The organism is Varibaculum cambriense (genome assembly GCF_032557235.1).
Classification (GTDB): Bacteria; Actinomycetota; Actinomycetes; order Actinomycetales; family Actinomycetaceae; genus Varibaculum; species Varibaculum cambriense_C.
This window is the reverse complement of record NZ_JAWGMB010000011.1, coordinates 13,128-27,964: the sequence shown is the minus strand read 5'-3', so window position 1 is coordinate 27,964 and position 14,837 is coordinate 13,128. Positions and strand designations below refer to the sequence as shown.

At 53.5% G+C, this 14,837-nt stretch carries 12 protein-coding genes and 2 tRNA genes; 5 read left to right on the top strand and 9 right to left on the bottom strand.

Going from position 1 to position 14,837, the window contains the following annotated elements:
* Window positions 1-59: 59 nt before the first annotated feature.
* From E6072_RS08105 to gltX, 4 genes are all read right to left on the bottom strand, one after another.
* Window positions 60-1,364, bottom strand: coding sequence for an ATP phosphoribosyltransferase regulatory subunit (locus E6072_RS08105; RefSeq protein ID WP_316694980.1), 1,305 nt, complete (start codon window positions 1,362-1,364; stop codon window positions 60-62).
* Between the two features lie 98 nt (window positions 1,365-1,462).
* Window positions 1,463-1,535: transfer RNA gene (locus tag E6072_RS08100), tRNA-Glu, on the bottom strand.
* Between the two features lie 31 nt (window positions 1,536-1,566).
* Window positions 1,567-1,638, bottom strand: a tRNA-Gln gene (locus tag E6072_RS08095).
* 102 nt (window positions 1,639-1,740) lie between these two features.
* Entirely contained in the window at window positions 1,741-3,273 is a 1,533-nt protein-coding gene (gltX, locus tag E6072_RS08090; RefSeq protein WP_316694978.1) for a glutamate--tRNA ligase, read from the bottom strand.
* Window positions 3,274-3,452: 179 nt separating this feature from the next.
* Here gltX and E6072_RS08085 point away from each other — a divergent pair, with 179 nt between their 5' ends.
* Window positions 3,453-4,637, top strand: coding sequence for an aminotransferase class I/II-fold pyridoxal phosphate-dependent enzyme (locus E6072_RS08085; RefSeq protein WP_316075866.1), 1,185 nt, complete (start codon window positions 3,453-3,455; stop codon window positions 4,635-4,637).
* 30 nt (window positions 4,638-4,667) lie between these two features.
* On the opposite strand, the gene E6072_RS08080 is transcribed toward E6072_RS08085, so the two are convergent.
* Complete coding sequence (locus E6072_RS08080) at window positions 4,668-5,432, bottom strand: fumarylacetoacetate hydrolase family protein (protein WP_316075868.1); 765 nt, start codon at window positions 5,430-5,432, stop codon at window positions 4,668-4,670.
* Between the two features lie 841 nt (window positions 5,433-6,273).
* Between E6072_RS08080 and E6072_RS08075 the strand changes: the two genes are divergently transcribed.
* Window positions 6,274-8,181, top strand: coding sequence for a DEAD/DEAH box helicase (locus tag E6072_RS08075; protein ID WP_399335705.1), 1,908 nt, complete (start codon window positions 6,274-6,276; stop codon window positions 8,179-8,181).
* Here E6072_RS08075 and E6072_RS08070 read toward each other — a convergent pair.
* The gene (locus E6072_RS08070; protein ID WP_316694973.1) at window positions 8,132-8,665 is read right to left on the bottom strand and encodes a ClbS/DfsB family four-helix bundle protein; all 534 of its coding nucleotides are present in this window, start codon (window positions 8,663-8,665) and stop codon (window positions 8,132-8,134) included. The two genes, E6072_RS08075 and E6072_RS08070, sit on opposite strands and share 50 nt — an antisense overlap.
* Window positions 8,666-9,002: 337 nt before the next feature.
* Here E6072_RS08070 and E6072_RS08065 point away from each other — a divergent pair, with 337 nt between their 5' ends.
* Window positions 9,003-9,587 (top strand): nitroreductase family protein, encoded by a 585-nt coding sequence (locus E6072_RS08065; RefSeq protein ID WP_316694971.1) that lies wholly within the window; start codon window positions 9,003-9,005, stop codon window positions 9,585-9,587.
* 139 nt (window positions 9,588-9,726) lie between these two features.
* Here the strand turns inward: E6072_RS08065 and E6072_RS08060 are convergent, their stop codons facing one another.
* The 3 genes from E6072_RS08060 to E6072_RS08050 all read right to left on the bottom strand — a co-directional run bounded on the left by E6072_RS08060 (window position 9,727) and on the right by E6072_RS08050 (window position 12,529).
* The gene (locus tag E6072_RS08060; protein ID WP_316694970.1) at window positions 9,727-9,906 is read right to left on the bottom strand and encodes a hypothetical protein; all 180 of its coding nucleotides are present in this window, start codon (window positions 9,904-9,906) and stop codon (window positions 9,727-9,729) included.
* 94 nt (window positions 9,907-10,000) lie between these two features.
* Window positions 10,001-11,080 carry an isopeptide-forming domain-containing fimbrial protein gene (locus tag E6072_RS08055; protein ID WP_316695001.1) on the bottom strand — a complete coding sequence of 360 codons (1,080 nt, stop codon included), beginning with the start codon at window positions 11,078-11,080 and terminating at the stop codon, window positions 10,001-10,003.
* A gap of 90 nt (window positions 11,081-11,170) precedes the next feature.
* Entirely contained in the window at window positions 11,171-12,529 is a 1,359-nt protein-coding gene (locus E6072_RS08050; protein WP_316694967.1) for a hypothetical protein, read from the bottom strand.
* 220 nt (window positions 12,530-12,749) lie between these two features.
* Between E6072_RS08050 and E6072_RS08045 the strand changes: the two genes are divergently transcribed.
* Together E6072_RS08045 and E6072_RS08040 are read left to right on the top strand one after the other, a co-directional pair.
* A complete protein-coding gene (locus E6072_RS08045; protein WP_316694966.1) occupies window positions 12,750-14,105 on the top strand; it encodes a potassium transporter TrkG in 1,356 nt (451 codons plus the stop codon).
* Window positions 14,098-14,766, top strand: a complete 669-nt coding sequence (locus E6072_RS08040; protein WP_316694965.1) for a TrkA family potassium uptake protein — start codon at window positions 14,098-14,100, stop codon at window positions 14,764-14,766. The genes E6072_RS08045 and E6072_RS08040 overlap by 8 nt, the downstream gene beginning before the upstream one ends.
* Window positions 14,767-14,837: the final 71 nt, after the last annotated feature.

Below are 14,837 nucleotides of genomic sequence, written 5' to 3'. Positions count from 1 at the left end.
TAGCTCTTCCTGGCTGAGCAGGTGCTAGGGAGACTATTAGAGCGATTGTGCTCCTCGTGCTAGTTTTCGAGGACGCGCGCCTGCTCCAGCAAAGTCGCAAAGTCCGGGTTATCCTGGTCTGCAACCTCTAGGTAACGACTAGGCAGCAACACCCGGTTGTATCCCAAGGACGCTGCCTGCTCGAAGAAGCCGGCCGACATTTTACGGGGAGCTTTTAACAGGCCGGCATTACTAGCTCCGGCTGCCAGCAGTCCTTCGCGCAGCTGCAACGCCGCTAAGGCTTCATGGGGCTTTTGATAGGCCAGCGCCACTTTTAGCTGCTGCCCTTCCTCAGGCAGGGATACTAGATCCACGATCCGTTCAAACCCGAAGCTGAAGCCAACGGCGGGGACATCTCGCCCCAGCCAGCGCCCTACTACTCCGTCATAGCGTCCTCCTCCACAAATCGAGGAGCCGGAGGCGGTGTGGGAAACTTCGAAAATCGGTCCGGTGTAATACCCCATGCCGCGCACCAAAGTGGGGGTGAACTTGATTTTAATATCGGGGCAGATATTACCTACCTGAGCAGCAATTTCGCCCAGATCATATAGCGGCAGCTCGGTTTGCAAACCCGATACTTCCAAATTTTTCGTATCTGCTTGCAGCTCTACAGCGGAAATACTAGCTACCGCTGCAACCAAAGATTCAGCTTGGCTATCGCTCGCAATCTCGTGAGTAACCAGTTCCTTAACCACTGCCTCTTGACCGATTTTCTCCAGCTTATCCAGGGTGATAAAGGCACTATCCTGCTTATCACCATCAATACCGGCAGCCCTCATCAGGTCACGCAGGAAACGACGATCATTAATCAACACGGTAGAGTCTTTGTCTAATCCCAGTTTGGTGACAGCACTCCAAGCGGTCGCTAAGATTTCCACCTCCGCACTAAAAGAACTCTCCCCCAGAATATCGATATCTACCTGGTTGAACTGGCGGAAACGGCCCTTTTGCGGACGCTCAGCGCGCCATACCGGGCCGGTTTGAAAAGCACGGAACACATTCGGCAGTTCTGCCTGGTGAGTAGCGAAATAACGAGTTAGCGGAAGGGTCAAGTCATAACGCAGCCCTAGGTCTACGGCCTCGGCGGGCAGGATGCCGGCTTGCGGATCCAAACCGCGCCGCATCACCTGGAAAATCATTTTTTCATTTTCTCCACCTTGCCCAGATTGCAGACGCGCAATCGGCTCTAAGGCGGGGGTTTCTATTTCCATGAACCCTAGGGAAGTATAGTTGTCACGCAAAACGCTAAGAACGCGTTCACGCCAAGTTTTTTCGGTGGGTAAAAAGTCTCGCATTCCGCGAGTGGCAACAATTTTTCCAGACATGACTATAACTTTAGCATTGGCGTCAGTCTCGACTTTAGGACTAAAAAGTTTATCAGGGTAAAAGTAAACGAAAGTTAAAAGGGTAAAAGTATTAGCGGTACCCCCAACGGGATTCGAACCCGTGTCTACGCCGTGAGAGGGCGGTGTCCTAGGCCTCTAGACTATGGGGGCCAGAAACAAGAACCAACAGGTTCCCATTTTGCTGGGGTACCAGGACTTGAACCTAGAATGGCTGAACCAGAATCAGCTGTGTTACCGATTACACCATACCCCAAGGGCTGTTCAACTAAGCTGACGCTTAATCGCACAGTCACCTACTCTAACCCAGTAGGTTATCCCGCTTCAAATAATTTCCTTGTGTGACTAATCACCTGCATTATGCCTGTTCCAGATGGTTTTGCAGTTTACGCAGGCGTTTTATAGTTGCCTGTTTCCCCAGGATCCCGATGGAGTCAAATACCGGGATCGACACGTTAGAGCCGGTGATCGCCATAAAGAGCGGTTGGAAAGCAACGCGAGGTTTAAGCCCCATTTCTTCGACCATTACCTGGCTCATAGCGGCTTTAACCGCCTCGGGATCTCCAATGGTGCCGGCCTCGCCAACTTGGCCTTCTGGCAGGTCTGCTACCACTTTGGCCGCGGCCTCGAGTACCTGCGGGGCATTATCTTTGAGTTTACGTAGCGGCTTTTCTTGATATTCCACCTGGTCATCCGCAATAAACAGGAATCCCAGCAAGCTCTTAGCTTGGGAAAGTACCTGCATCCGGCTTTGGGCAAGCGGAGCGGCAGCCTCCAAAAGCTGTTTTTCTTTATCGGTTAAATCGGCTAGGTTATCGGCGCTTATAAATCCGCCGGCGTGCAGATAGGGAACGATCCGCTCAGTGAAATCACCGGTTTCCAGCATCCGAATATGGTCAGCGTTAATCGCCAGTGCTTTCTTGGAGTCAAAGCGCGCCGGATTGGGGTTGACGTCCTCAATATCGAAGGCCGCGATCATCTCTTCCTTGCTAAACACGTCCCGATCGGCCGATAAAGCCCACCCTAACAGCGCTAAATAGTTCACTAGCCCTTCGGGGATCATCCCGTTTTCCCGGTGCAATAGCAGGTTAGATTCTGGATCCCGCTTAGATAGTTTCTTATTGCCCTCCCCCATGACGTAGGGCAGGTGCGCGAACTCGGGGACGCGGTCTGCGATCCCTAACCCGATGAGGGCGCGGTAAAGCACGATTTGGCGCGGGGTGGATGAAAGCAGGTCTTCTCCGCGCAGCACGTGCGTAATATGCATTAGGGCGTCATCTACCGGGTTTACCAGGGTGTAGAGAGGATCGCCGCCCCCGCGCACAATCACATAGTCGGGAACTGAACCGGCCTGGAAAGTGATGTCTCCACGCACCAGGTCATGGAAAGTAATATCTTCATCGGGCATCCGCATCCGCAAAACCGGTTGGCGCCCTTCCGCACGGAAAGCAGCGATCTGTTCTTCCGTAAGGTTACGGTCATAGCCGTCATAGCCCAGGTGGGGATTGCGCCCGGCGGCCTTATGACGCGCCGCGATTTCCTCGGGGGTGGAATAGGATTCGTAAGCATATCCCCCGGCAAGCAGCTTATCCGCTACCTCTTTATAGATATCCATACGTTCGCTCTGCCGGTAGGGGCCGTAGGGGCCGCCTTTATCCACGCCCTCGTCCCAATCTAGCCCCAGCCAGCGCAGCGACTCTAAGATTTGCTCAAAGGATTCTTCTGAGTCGCGTTTGGCGTCGGTGTCCTCGATCCGGAAAACGAAAGTTCCCCCGGTATGGCGCGCGTATGCCCAGTTAAACAGGCAGGTACGCACCATTCCCACATGTGGGGTACCAGTGGGTGAAGGGCAAAACCGCACCCGAATAGGGGAAGTGGAATCCGGATTCATACCTATAATCTCCTTGCGTAAAATCGTTAGTTCCCCTTGATTCTACTTCGCGGCCCGCCTGATTCTCGAACCTGGGGGATTATCGGGGCTCGTCTTTCTCCTCTCCCCTTCTTTTCGGGCACCATCTGCAAACAGTATTTGCGCGCGCCCTGACTTTTCTAGAGGCGTAGGGTGGATACATGCAAGATTTTGACCACTTATCCCTGCAAGAACTACGCCGTAGAGGATCCTTAAAATGGACGGGAAAAACCTTGGAGGGCGAGCCCTTATGGGGAGCCTGGGTGGCAGAAATGGATTTTGGAACCGCGCCTGCGGTTGCACGCTGCCTGCACCGCGCTATCGATGACGGTTTCTTTGGCTATATGCCGCCGCGACTGGCAAATGATCTCCAGCGAGAAACCGGGCGTTTTCTCGCTGCATCCTATGGGTGGCAGGTTAGCGCCGAGGATGTGTTTATTTCCTCCGATGTGCTTTCAATTCTGCGTGCCCAAATCCAACTGATGACTAACCCCGGGGAAGCGGTGGTGGTTCCCACTCCGGCCTATATGCCGTTTTTGACTATCCCCGCTCAGCAGGGACGCGATTTAATCGAAGTTAAAAGTCGCTATTATCAGGGACGTTGGGAGCTTGATTTTGCGGCGCTCGATAGAGCCCTTAGCCAGGAAAAAGCTAAGTTGCTGGTGCTTTGCAACCCGTGGAACCCCACCGGGAGAGTCCTCAGCGAAGCCGAGCTGAGAAAAGTAGGGCAGCTGGCACTTGCCCATCAAGTAACGGTGTTTGCGGATGAAATCCATGCTCCCCTAGTGCTGACCGATAAGGCTCGCCACATTCCTTTTGCCAGCCTGGATCCGGAGTTTTCCCAGATCACCGTGACTGCGCACGCGGCCTCTAAAGGCTGGAATCTGGCGGGACTCCATTGCGCGCAAATGATTTTGCCGCCCTCGCCGCTACGCGATCAATTTGAAGAGTCAAGGTTAGCAACCCAGCTAGCGGTGGGCGCGACTCCCCTAGGGGCACTGGCTGCCCGCGCCGCTTATCAAGAGGGTGGCGCTTGGCTGCAAGAAATCAAAGCTTATATTCGCGAAAACCTCGCCTGCTCCCGGGATTTGGCGCTGCAGATTGCCCCTCGACTGCAAATCCCGGAAGTGGAAGGCACCTATCTGTCACTATGGGACGCGAGTAACTATGGCGAAAACCCGGTAAAAATCGCGGAGGAGAAAGCGCGAGTAGGGGTAAATGGGGGCGAGATCCTGGGTACCGGCTACCCTGGTTTATTGCGGCTTAACGCCGCGAGTCCCCGCTACTTGTTCTTGGAGATGACCCGGAGGATAGCTAGCGCGCTGCGAGAAGCAGAAAATGATTAGGGTTGCTGCACAGCAGGTGGTGTAAATGGGTTAGCGGTTGGCGCTAACCACCATATTTTCCATCTGTCCTACCCCGGTGATGGCGCTTGTTAGGCGCTCACCAGCACTTAAGGGCTGCGGCAGCTCGATTCCTCCTACGATCACTACGTCCCCGGGTAGCAGGGTCATCATGGAACTTACCTTCGCGAAAGTCTCAGCGGCTTTCAGCGGCAAGTCGGCGCTGCTAATGGAGGCAATCTCCTGCCCGGAAACGCTAGCGCTAATGGTGACGTTATCGGGATTAAAACCAGGGTCAACTACAATCCACGGACCGATTGCGGCAGAAGTGTCCCAAGCCTTGGACTGAGAGAAACTGATATCTTCCCCGCCGCTCGCAAAGTCTACCCCGATAGTCCACCCAGCGATCACCGACCCCACCTGCTCCGGGGTCACGTTTTTACAAATAGTCTTGGCGACCGCTGCGATCCCCACGAAGGCGCGCGCCGTGCCGCCTCCCCAAGCAGGAATGGCGATGGGGTCATCTGGTCCAATCACCGCCGTATTGGGTTTGATCGCCACCTGCGGCCACTGCCCCACACCCGCCGCTGATCCCGGCAGATTCGTGCAGCAGCTAACTGCCTTCGAGCGGGGAATCACCGGAGATAGCAGCCGTGCCTCCTCTAAGTTGTAAAGCTGCCCAGAAGGTTCCGCCTTCTGGAATAACGGGTCACCTTTTAAGGCAACGATCCGCTCGCTTCCGTCCTCGAGAGCTCCGTAAATAGGGTGGTCATCAATCCGAAATCGCACAATCTTCATAGAGCCCAGTCTAGCCTCCTTGCTAAAGTAGAAAGGATGAGCCAAGGAGGAACGCGTGAGTAATAATGAACAGGAACCTACGTGGCGACGCCTGATTTCCGCGATGTTTACCTCCCCGCATCCTGAAATAACTCCTGGCACTGACCTGGGAATTTGTGTCGAATTGGATGGCAGTTTCCATCCTCTACGCCGGGAAGTTTCCGGTAATTGGACCCGCAATCGTGCCAGTTGGCGCGATCTTTGCCAAACTAAATGGGAGTCAGTTTCTGCCGGTTTAGATAGGACGCAGCTCAGCTGCTTGCGACAGGTGGCCGGGCTATTGGAAAAAGCTCCTCAGCGACTATCTTCCGAGGAGGTAGGGCAGGTATCCCCCGCTATTCGCTCTTTGGCACGCGCCGGATTTTCTTTTGCCCTCGGCACCGAGCCCCTCACTGCACTGCGTTTCTCTCCGATTCTGGCGCGTCCTTTCCTGGATATTTGTGCTACCGGCGACGTGGCGCTGCGCTTCGGGATTGATTTTTCTGCCGGTAAAGATCCGGCGGGGCGCACAGTGGCTGCTACTTGTGTGGCGGCCGGTCTAGAACTGGTGGCCAGCGCGGAGCTGGGCTGTTTCGCCTTCTGGGATGATCGTTTCGGAGCGCTCAACCGGGTGTTGGGGGCGAAACCGGCGCGGGTGCCGCAAGCAGATTTAGCAGATTTCTTGTTACAAGATTTTCCGCGCCTTAGCGAAAGTTTCCCGGTCTATTCTTTAGATAACAGTTTTGAGTTCCCCAAATATCGCTACTTGCTGGAAGTGGGAACTTCCCGGGCAGAGGACCTTTACCGGATTCACTTGCGCGCCATGCGTGAGCTTGAGGGTGAAAAGATTGAAACCAGCGCCCCGCCTGACCAGATTGCGCAGCTGAAAACCCAGGTGACGAAGTGGTTGCGCCGTCAAGAAGGAGTTTTCACTTTCGATAGTTTCCTTTCTTGCCCCGCTCACCGCATTAACCAGCTGTTAGATGAGTTGGAAACCGTTTTTGAGGGTCAAGATTTAGAGGTTAATCGCCGCGGGATTCCCCGTTCATTTTCGCAAAGGGGCGGGGAAATCATCGTGGATTTAGCCCCCAATACTTACGGCTGGTTTACCCCGCAGGTGCGGCTGCGTTTAGGAGACCGCGATTTTACATCCTCCGAGATTTCCCAGATTCGCGAGCGGGGCGGGCTGATCGATGCCGATACTTATCTAAGTGAAGCCGATCTGGATCATCTGACGCTGCTTAGTGAGCGCGCCGGCCTTAATCGGCGTGGCATTCATCCGGCGATTATTAGCCTCTCCCAGATTCTGGAGGGAACGCAGGCGCAGGTGCGCGGCTTAGAAGCCTGGAAGAAACGCAAACTAAAGTTGCCACCGATTGCCCCGCCTCACGCCGCTAAGCTGCGCGAATATCAACGCACGGGCGTGTCCTGGTTACTGGCACAACTATCTATTGGCCCCGGAGCGGTGCTCGCTGACGAAATGGGGCTAGGGAAAACTCTGCAGATTCTCGCGGCGATTAAATCCTTACCCACCTCGAATCCAGTGCTGGTAGTGGCGCCAACTTCGGTAATTAATGTTTGGGAATCCCAGGCGCAACGTTTTTACCCCGAGATTAAGGTGCGGGCACTGCGTAGCGGCACCGAGATTGAGGAAGGTTTCGATGGGGCAGATTTAGTGGTTACCTCCTATGGGTTGCTGCGCCGCCATGCGGAGGCTTTCTTAGAGCCTCAGTGGCAAGGGGTGATTTGTGACGAGGCGCAGCTGGTGAAGAATCCGCGTACCCAAGCCTGGCGCGTCCTCGCCGATATGCGCCGCGAGTGGACGATTTGTGCTACCGGCACTCCCCTAGAGAATTCGTTAGCGGATTTGCATGCGATTTTATCTTTGGCGCAACCGGGCACTTTGCTTTCACGAGAACAGTTTGCTGCCTTGCAGCTACGCGGGCTCAGCCAGGTGCGTTCGCTGGTGGCTCCCTATATGTTGCGGCGCACTAAAGCAGAGGTAGCGCCAGATTTACCTCCCAAGATTGAACAGGTGTTGCGGGTTGACTTAGAACCGGGGCATAGCGTCGCCTATCGGGAACTGGAAACCCAGGCGCGCCACCAGGTTAGCGGCATGCTGCAATCCGGGGATCGAATGTCGATTTTGGCAGCACTGACCGCGCTGCGGCGCGCCAGCTTAGACCTGCGGCTAGTAGGTGGACGCGCCGAGATCACCAGCGCGAAAACCAACGCTCTGGTGGAACAACTGCAAGCAATACCCGGCCATAAAGCCCTAGTATTTTCGCAGTTCACGTCCTATTTAAAGCTAATTAAAGAAGCTTTGGAGGAGGCGGGAATCAAAACCGTTTATCTGGATGGGTCTACTAGGAGACGCGACCAGGTAGTTAAGGAGTTTTCCGAGGGAGACGCACAAGCATTCTTGATTTCGCTGCGAGCAGGTGGCACGGGGCTTACTTTGACTGCCGCCGACTATGTGTTTGTGATGGATCCGTGGTGGAATCCGGCGGTGGAAGAGCAGGCAATCGATCGCGCCCACCGCATCGGGCAAGAGCGCCCAGTCAATGTTTATCGCTTGGTTGCGGCAGGAACTATTGAAGAAAAGGTTTCTCAACTTCAACAGCGTAAACGCGATTTATTCTCTTCGGTGGTACATGCTTCCAGTTCTATTACCGATTTAGCTAATGCTTTGTTGCTGGATAGCGAGCAGTCAGTTTCTTCCATTTCCTGATTTTGGTGCGAAAGGTAGTAAACGGGGCAACCGTGTTGATATGTATCCATTTCCACACCGGCCAGGCCGAGGGGGTAGACGATGCCCATGCTCGCTGATCAGGCGCGAACAGTTCGGTTGCACTGAGAGTATTTACCAGTTCAATAACTTCAGCTAGCAGCGCTTTGAAGTGGTCAATCAGCTCTGCGGTTTCAACCTGCCCCCAACGCTTATAAAAAGACTCATAAAGGCCGCCCAATTTATTCCATTTGTAACCGGGAGAGGGAGTAACCACCTCGATACCGGCTTGTTCATCGCGTTCCCATCCCAGTAAAAGCTCCATCCACCCCAATTGGTAAGCAAGCATCTGGCGGGGAGTGCGATCTACCCCCTCGACTAACAAATCCCAACTACCCGCAGGAACCTCGGTGAATTCACCGATAAACAGATTAGCGCGCTTAGCAATCTCCGCAGCTAGCTCAGCTCCTGACTCATATGTCCTCATTTCCTACCCCCTAAAGCTGGCTGAACTTAGTTACGGCTTCTGCCTCAAGTTTCAGCTATTTCTGCTAACCGCTTACAGTTTCGATTATCCTCGGTCGCTATTAAAACTCACGTCTGTCGCATTCAAGAATATATAACTCTCTTAAAGATTCCGCCCCACCTCCACACCGTATTCACAGGCGCTAGCTTATGGTTTTTCATAGCAAGCAAGTATCGGTTATTCCTTTTTGACTGTCGATAATAAAAACTGCTGGATAAGCGTTTATGCGCCGGGAGCTAAATTCTGCTGTCGCTGCTGGCGGCCGTAGAAATTCTTAGAGAGGATCAAAAGGAAATAGATGGAAGGAATCGCTATGAAGACCTTGGAACTTTTGCGCAATCGCCGCTCCCGCTACCAACTGAACCGGGAGATTCCCCTCAGCCACCAGCAGTTGCTCGATCTGATTGATGAGGTAACCGCGCAGGTTCCAGATGCTTTCAATATGCAATCGCAGCGGCTACTGGTAGTTACCGGTGAAAATCAAGACGCCCTCTGGAATCGGGTTTTTGAGGTTTTCGAGAGGAAAATTCCGCGGGAAAAGATTGATTCTTTCCGGGCTGGTTACGGCACTATCCTCTACTTTTATGACCAGGAAGTCACCGAAGAAATGGCGGGCAAGTTCCCTACTTATGCTGACAAGTTCCCGCATTGGGCGGCGCAATCCTTAGGAATGCTGCAATTTTCGCTATGGGTAGCGCTCCGGGAAGCAGGAATTGGAGCTTCCCTGCAACACTACAATCCGGTGGTTGACCATGAGGTCAAGCAAATGTTCGACCTGCCCGAAACCTGGGTGCTAGATGCGCAAATGCCGTTCGGTTTGGCCAGCGATGAGCCCCAAGCTAAGCAGCTGCAAGACATTCGCCAGCGGGTAATCCAGCGCTAACAAAGCAATCGAGCGCCGGCAAGGTCAAGCTTTAGACCTTGCCGGTAGCCCGGCGGCATTATTCCCCGGCTCGAGTTGGAATCCACCTGACATTTTCAGGTAATAGCACAAATTTCGCGGTTATGCCAGGTAAAACAACCTATAGGAGTACGCCCTGCTCACTGCTGCTAGCTTTTTCTGGCGTCAGCGAAAGAGGCGCTACTACCTCCATAGTGTCCTCTAGAGGAATTTCACCTAAAGCTGCCAGCACGCACCTGCCTACGTGGTAACCCAAGTTTACCGGTACCGCGTTACCTATCTGTTTGAATTGGGCAGCCATGGATCCGCAGAACTCCCAGAGATAGCGATACGCATCCCCTAAGAGCTTTGCTTACCGCAATAGCTCCCACTTAGATTGAGGAGGAGCTCTCAGCTTAGCGGTAGCGGCGGCGCAGGATAATTGTCGCTCCCAGCGCTACCCCCAGGGCACAAATCCCCAACAGAGCAGCAGAACTACTGCCGGTATGAACTATTTCCTCCGGCACCGGAGGTGTCGCAGGCGGAGTCCCTGGTGGGGTTACCGGAGGGGTTGCAGGTGGAGTCACCGGCGGAGTTACCGGCGGCGTGGAAGGTGGTGTCGGCGGTGGCGTGGGCGGAATAAAAGTATTGGTGAAGGACACCAGGTTAACCCCATCATTTTGCTCGGCTTGGGCAACTTGGCTGACCTCGAACTTACCCGCAAGTTCTGCCGGCAAATTCTCTGTCACCTTATAGGTAAGCGCCACTCGCTCTTCCGGTTTCTTCTCCACATCTGCGAGCGTATATTTAGGGAGTTTCTCGAGGGCGAATTGAAAGTCTTTGCCCTCGCCTTGTCGGAAACTGTCGGCTTTCAGATACTTTCGCACCGACTCGGTCGCTATTTTGTTGTTTCCCTGCCAGGTTTCCACTTGGAAGTTATCGATATAATCACGCATATCGAAATCTTTAAGCAGTTCAAGTCCGCCCTCCCAGTGTTTCTTAACCAGCAAATCCAGGTAGGGGATAATCTCGGTTTCTGAATCAGGAATCCGGTTATAAATAGGTTTCTTGCCTAGTTTTTTCAGCTTTACTTGAAACTTAATCGAGAGATTTCGCGCCTCAGGAATCTTAATCGCTTTAAGAAAATCGAATTCTGCTACCTGGGTCCTTGCCTTGTCCAGCAGCCTAATCTCCCGGGTGTCCGGGTTATAGCGGGCCTCAAAGTCCGTGGTTAAGTCCCCGTCCTCCATGACTTTTAAGGAATCCGGAACCAGTTCCAGGCGTTCATCTAGCTTATCAATTACCGTGGCCGTGTCCTTAAAGCCCATGTCTACATACTTGCCATACTTAACCACCAGGCGGTGATCTCCCGGAATCTTCGCGTTAATCTGGTAATCGATTAAGTCTCCCCTGCTGGCGTAGGCTTTTTTCGCGTCCTCCCCAATCGGGTATTTCGCCTGGTCGATAACCTTATCAAAAACCGGTTTCTTCGGTATCAGCAGTAGCAGCGGGGTCTTGTAACCAATATATGCGCGCGAGCTCGCGTTATCCTTAAATCGCTCATCGGTAGCGCCATAGGGATTAGCTCACACTTCTTCATGATTGCTGTTCGACTGGAGCATCCTCATAGTGAGCCGCCCATTTTCTGCCAGGCGAACTCCGTACTGTAATGACAGGTCGTAGTCTTTCTTGAACGCTGGCGCCGCGTCCTCAATCCGCACCGTATACTCCCCCGGAGTTACTGCCTTAAACAAACTTGCCGGATAATCGTAGGCGGTTTTAGTAGCAGTAGATTTTGCGATCAGCTTTCCTTGCTGGTTATACAGCCCCAGGGTAAACCCGGGTTTCGCATAGGCAGTAGCAAAAGAGTCATACTTGACGCTTTCGATATTAGAAGCCAGGATATACACCTGTTTTCCCAGAGTAACGGTCAAGGTATTAGTCGCCGGATCGAATTTTTGCCCGGCAATTCCGTAATACATATAAGCCTTTGGCAAGCTGGGCAAAGAAAGCTTCGCGCCCTCCGGCACCCCGGTCGCTTGAATATCGAAAGAGTAATCTCCGCTGGCAGTAGGGAGCGTTAGCTGTTTTTCTGCCTGGGGATCCGACTTACCCCCGATATTAAACTTCCAGGTGTCACTCTCCCCCAGCACCTCCAGGGGACGCTTAATAGTCACGTGATAGGTCTTATCCACCAGCTTCAGCGGTTTTAATACCAGCTGGAATCCCTCGCCCATGGCCAGTACTTTTTGCACCGAATATGGCGTTTTCTGCCCGCCGTCTTTCAAGGTGATGCTCGGCAAGTCTGCCTGCGTTGACGGCACCGGAGAGCTCGGGGCGAACTTGCCGCTGTCATCGTAGGCGAGCGCTTTTAGGAAACCGTGACCAGCAGAATCTTTCCTGACCGTAACAGTCTCATTTTTCTGGCTAACCGAGTTGTATAGCGGGAGTTCAAAGGATTGCGCGGTGCCCGGAAGGGATTTCCCGGCTTCATCGACCATAGTAACGTCGTAGCGCGCCGAGATTTTTTCTTTAAAGGTCATCCGCATTTCCGGGGTGCCATCGGAGCCGGCCGCAACCTTTACTTTTTGTGCCTCCCCTATCTGCGAAAAACCTTTCTTCACCGAAAAAGTAATTTCCTTGCCGAGGGGGTAATCCGCGGCCTCTAGGCCGAACTCAATCTCGCATTTGCGCAACCCATTTTCTAGGGTTTTGTCCGAGGTAACGTCAGCGGCCTCAATCTCGTAGGAGTCAGCAAACCAGCCGGTGCCTTCTTGAATCTCTAAGTCGGTGCACTTAGCCCGGGTATAGATAGTTGCATAGAGGGCGGCTGTATCTTCGTCCTCGTCACCTGCCGCCTGCGCTAAAGGCGATAAATACGCCATCCCTAAGATTAGTGCCAGGATCACACCGATCAGAGAAAGGTTCGCGGCTTTTCTGTTCATATTCCCCACTTGCGGTAGCAGTATTTCGACCTGTTGTCAGAATATCGCGCTGGAGATACCGAAAATAATGCAGCGTAAAAAATCACAATAATACTTGCCTGGAAGGAGAGAACAAACCCACCAGAAAAATACTGCAAAATTAATAGCTGCTATTACCTATTTGACATGGAAAAACAGCCACCTGTATTCGGGGAGAATCGCGCACTTGCAGGAGGGAGCAATGCTGCGTATGATCCAGTTCGTGTCCAAAACACAGCGGCATTATTTTAACTATGCGGCAGTGATATTATCCGGGTTCCTCATCGCCCTGCTGATAGGAACCTGCCTACTAATGCTGCCGTTATCCACGGTGCATGTCGGGGGTCTACCGCTACTTCCGGCCTTATTTACCGCCACCTCTGCCCTCTGTGTTACCGGTTTGACGATTGTTGACACCGCCACCTATTGGACGGATTTCGGCAAGGTCGTAATTTTACTATTAATACAGGTAGGCGGCTTCGGGGTGATGAGCTTTGCGGCGGTGCTCGCCCAAGCAGTAATCCGCCGAGAAAGCCATAGCGCCAAGCTGGCTTCAGCGGCCGAGCGGCGCAGCGTCACCGGCAGGTTGGGCGTGCTGTTGCGCCGGGTACTGGGAACTTCCCTCTTGATTGAGCTACTAACCGCTATTCCCCTGACGATTCGTTTCCTGTCCCTAGGGTATTCGCTGCCGCGCGCCCTCTGGCATGGGGTATTTCACGCAGTTTCGGCCTTTAATAATGCCGGCTTCGCCCTCTATTCGGACAATATGTCTTCCTTTGTGGGCGATTGGGGGGTGTGTCTGCCCCTGATCATTGCGATCATTATCGGAGGTTTAGGATTCCCCGTCCTCTTCCAACTGCGCACCAGCCTATTCAAGCCTTACCGCTGGTCACTGCACACTCGGATGATGATAGCTGGCACCGGCGGCCTCCTAGTATTTTCTTCCCTACTGGTTACCGCTTTCGAGTGGCATAACCCGAAAACTTTGGGCAAACTCCCCACCGCGGACGCGATCCTGGCCGGATTATTTCAAGCAGTCCAAACCCGCACCACCGGTTTTAACTCGATAGATATTGGACAAATGCATGAGTCCACCTTGTTTGCGATGGACACTTTTATGTTTATCGGCGCTGGACCGGCCGGAACTGCCGGGGGTATCAAAATCACCACCATGTTTGCCCTCCTGGCCATTGTCGCTGCCGTTATCCGCGGGCGCAACCAAGCAGTGGTGTTTGGAAAAAGCATTTCTTCCGAGGTCGTCCATCAAGCAGTCGCGGTGGTGGTGCTGGGATTTATCTTGGTGGTTACTTCCACCATTTCGATCATGTTCTTAACCCACTTCAACTTGTCGCAAACCCTATTTGAAGTGTTCTCCGCTTTTGGTACCGTGGGTCTATCTACGGGAATAACGCCGCTACTTAACGATCCTTCGCAGTTAATACTTATAGCTTTAATGATTATTGGGCGGCTAGGTCCGATTACGGTTGCTACCGCACTCGCTTTCGCACCTAGTGCCTCTAAGATTTCCTTCCCCACAGAAAGGCCGATCATTGGTTAATTTCTCGAAACCTACTTATGCGGTTCTGGGATTAGGACGCTTTGGCAGCGCCGTCGCCCGCGAACTCATGTCCGACTACGCCGTGGTTATCGGTATCGATTTAAACGAGACGGTAGTGAACCGCAATAACGGCATCTTGAGCCAGGTGGCGCAAACGGACGCCACCGATATTGCTTCCATTACTGAACTCGGCGTCGCTGATTGTGATGGCGTTGTAGTCGGGATTGGCGGCCCCCACGTAGAGGCCTCTATCCTCACTTGCTCCCTGCTCACCGATATGGGGGTTAAGAACCTGTGGGCAAAGTCCTCCGGAACCGCCCACGGACGCATCTTGGAACAGATTGGGGTGCCTCATATCGTTTACCCCGAGGTCGCGATGGGGCGCAGGGTTGCACACTTGGTACGCGGGGTAAACCTGGACTACGTAGAACTGTCTTCCGGCACCGCCATGGTTAGAACTATTCTTCCCAAGTCGGCATCGGGTCCCCTCGATGAGGTCGATCTTTGGAACCGGCACGGGGTAAAGATCGTGGCGGTACTGCGGGAAAACCAGTGGCAACCGGTGCTGGGGGAAGTAGAACTTTCCGAGGGCGACCAAGTACAGATTTACGGCGGCGCGAAACAGGTAGAAAAGTTTGCCCGCCTCGCTCCCCGCCCGTAGTTGCCCTACCCCACCGCGGACACTAGCAATAACCGGCCTAACTGCCTCCGCAGACCCTATAGACCCTATTG

Bases quoted from the DNA above. Each gene is read 5' to 3' on its own strand.
- E6072_RS08105 (WP_316694980.1), bottom strand. From the start codon at position 1,364: ATGTCTGGAAAAATTGTTGCCACTCGCGGAATGCGAGACTTTTTACCC.
- gltX (WP_316694978.1), bottom strand. From the start codon at position 3,273: ATGAATCCGGATTCCACTTCCCCTATTCGGGTGCGGTTTTGCCCTTCA.
- E6072_RS08085 (WP_316075866.1), top strand. From the start codon at position 3,453: ATGCAAGATTTTGACCACTTATCCCTGCAAGAACTACGCCGTAGAGGA.
- E6072_RS08080 (WP_316075868.1), bottom strand. From the start codon at position 5,432: ATGAAGATTGTGCGATTTCGGATTGATGACCACCCTATTTACGGAGCT.
- E6072_RS08075 (WP_399335705.1), top strand. From the start codon at position 6,274: ATGCGTGAGCTTGAGGGTGAAAAGATTGAAACCAGCGCCCCGCCTGAC.
- E6072_RS08070 (WP_316694973.1), bottom strand. From the start codon at position 8,665: ATGAGGACATATGAGTCAGGAGCTGAGCTAGCTGCGGAGATTGCTAAG.
- E6072_RS08065 (WP_316694971.1), top strand. From the start codon at position 9,003: ATGGAAGGAATCGCTATGAAGACCTTGGAACTTTTGCGCAATCGCCGC.
- E6072_RS08060 (WP_316694970.1), bottom strand. From the start codon at position 9,906: ATGGCTGCCCAATTCAAACAGATAGGTAACGCGGTACCGGTAAACTTG.
- E6072_RS08050 (WP_316694967.1), bottom strand. From the start codon at position 12,529: ATGAACAGAAAAGCCGCGAACCTTTCTCTGATCGGTGTGATCCTGGCA.
- E6072_RS08045 (WP_316694966.1), top strand. From the start codon at position 12,750: ATGCTGCGTATGATCCAGTTCGTGTCCAAAACACAGCGGCATTATTTT.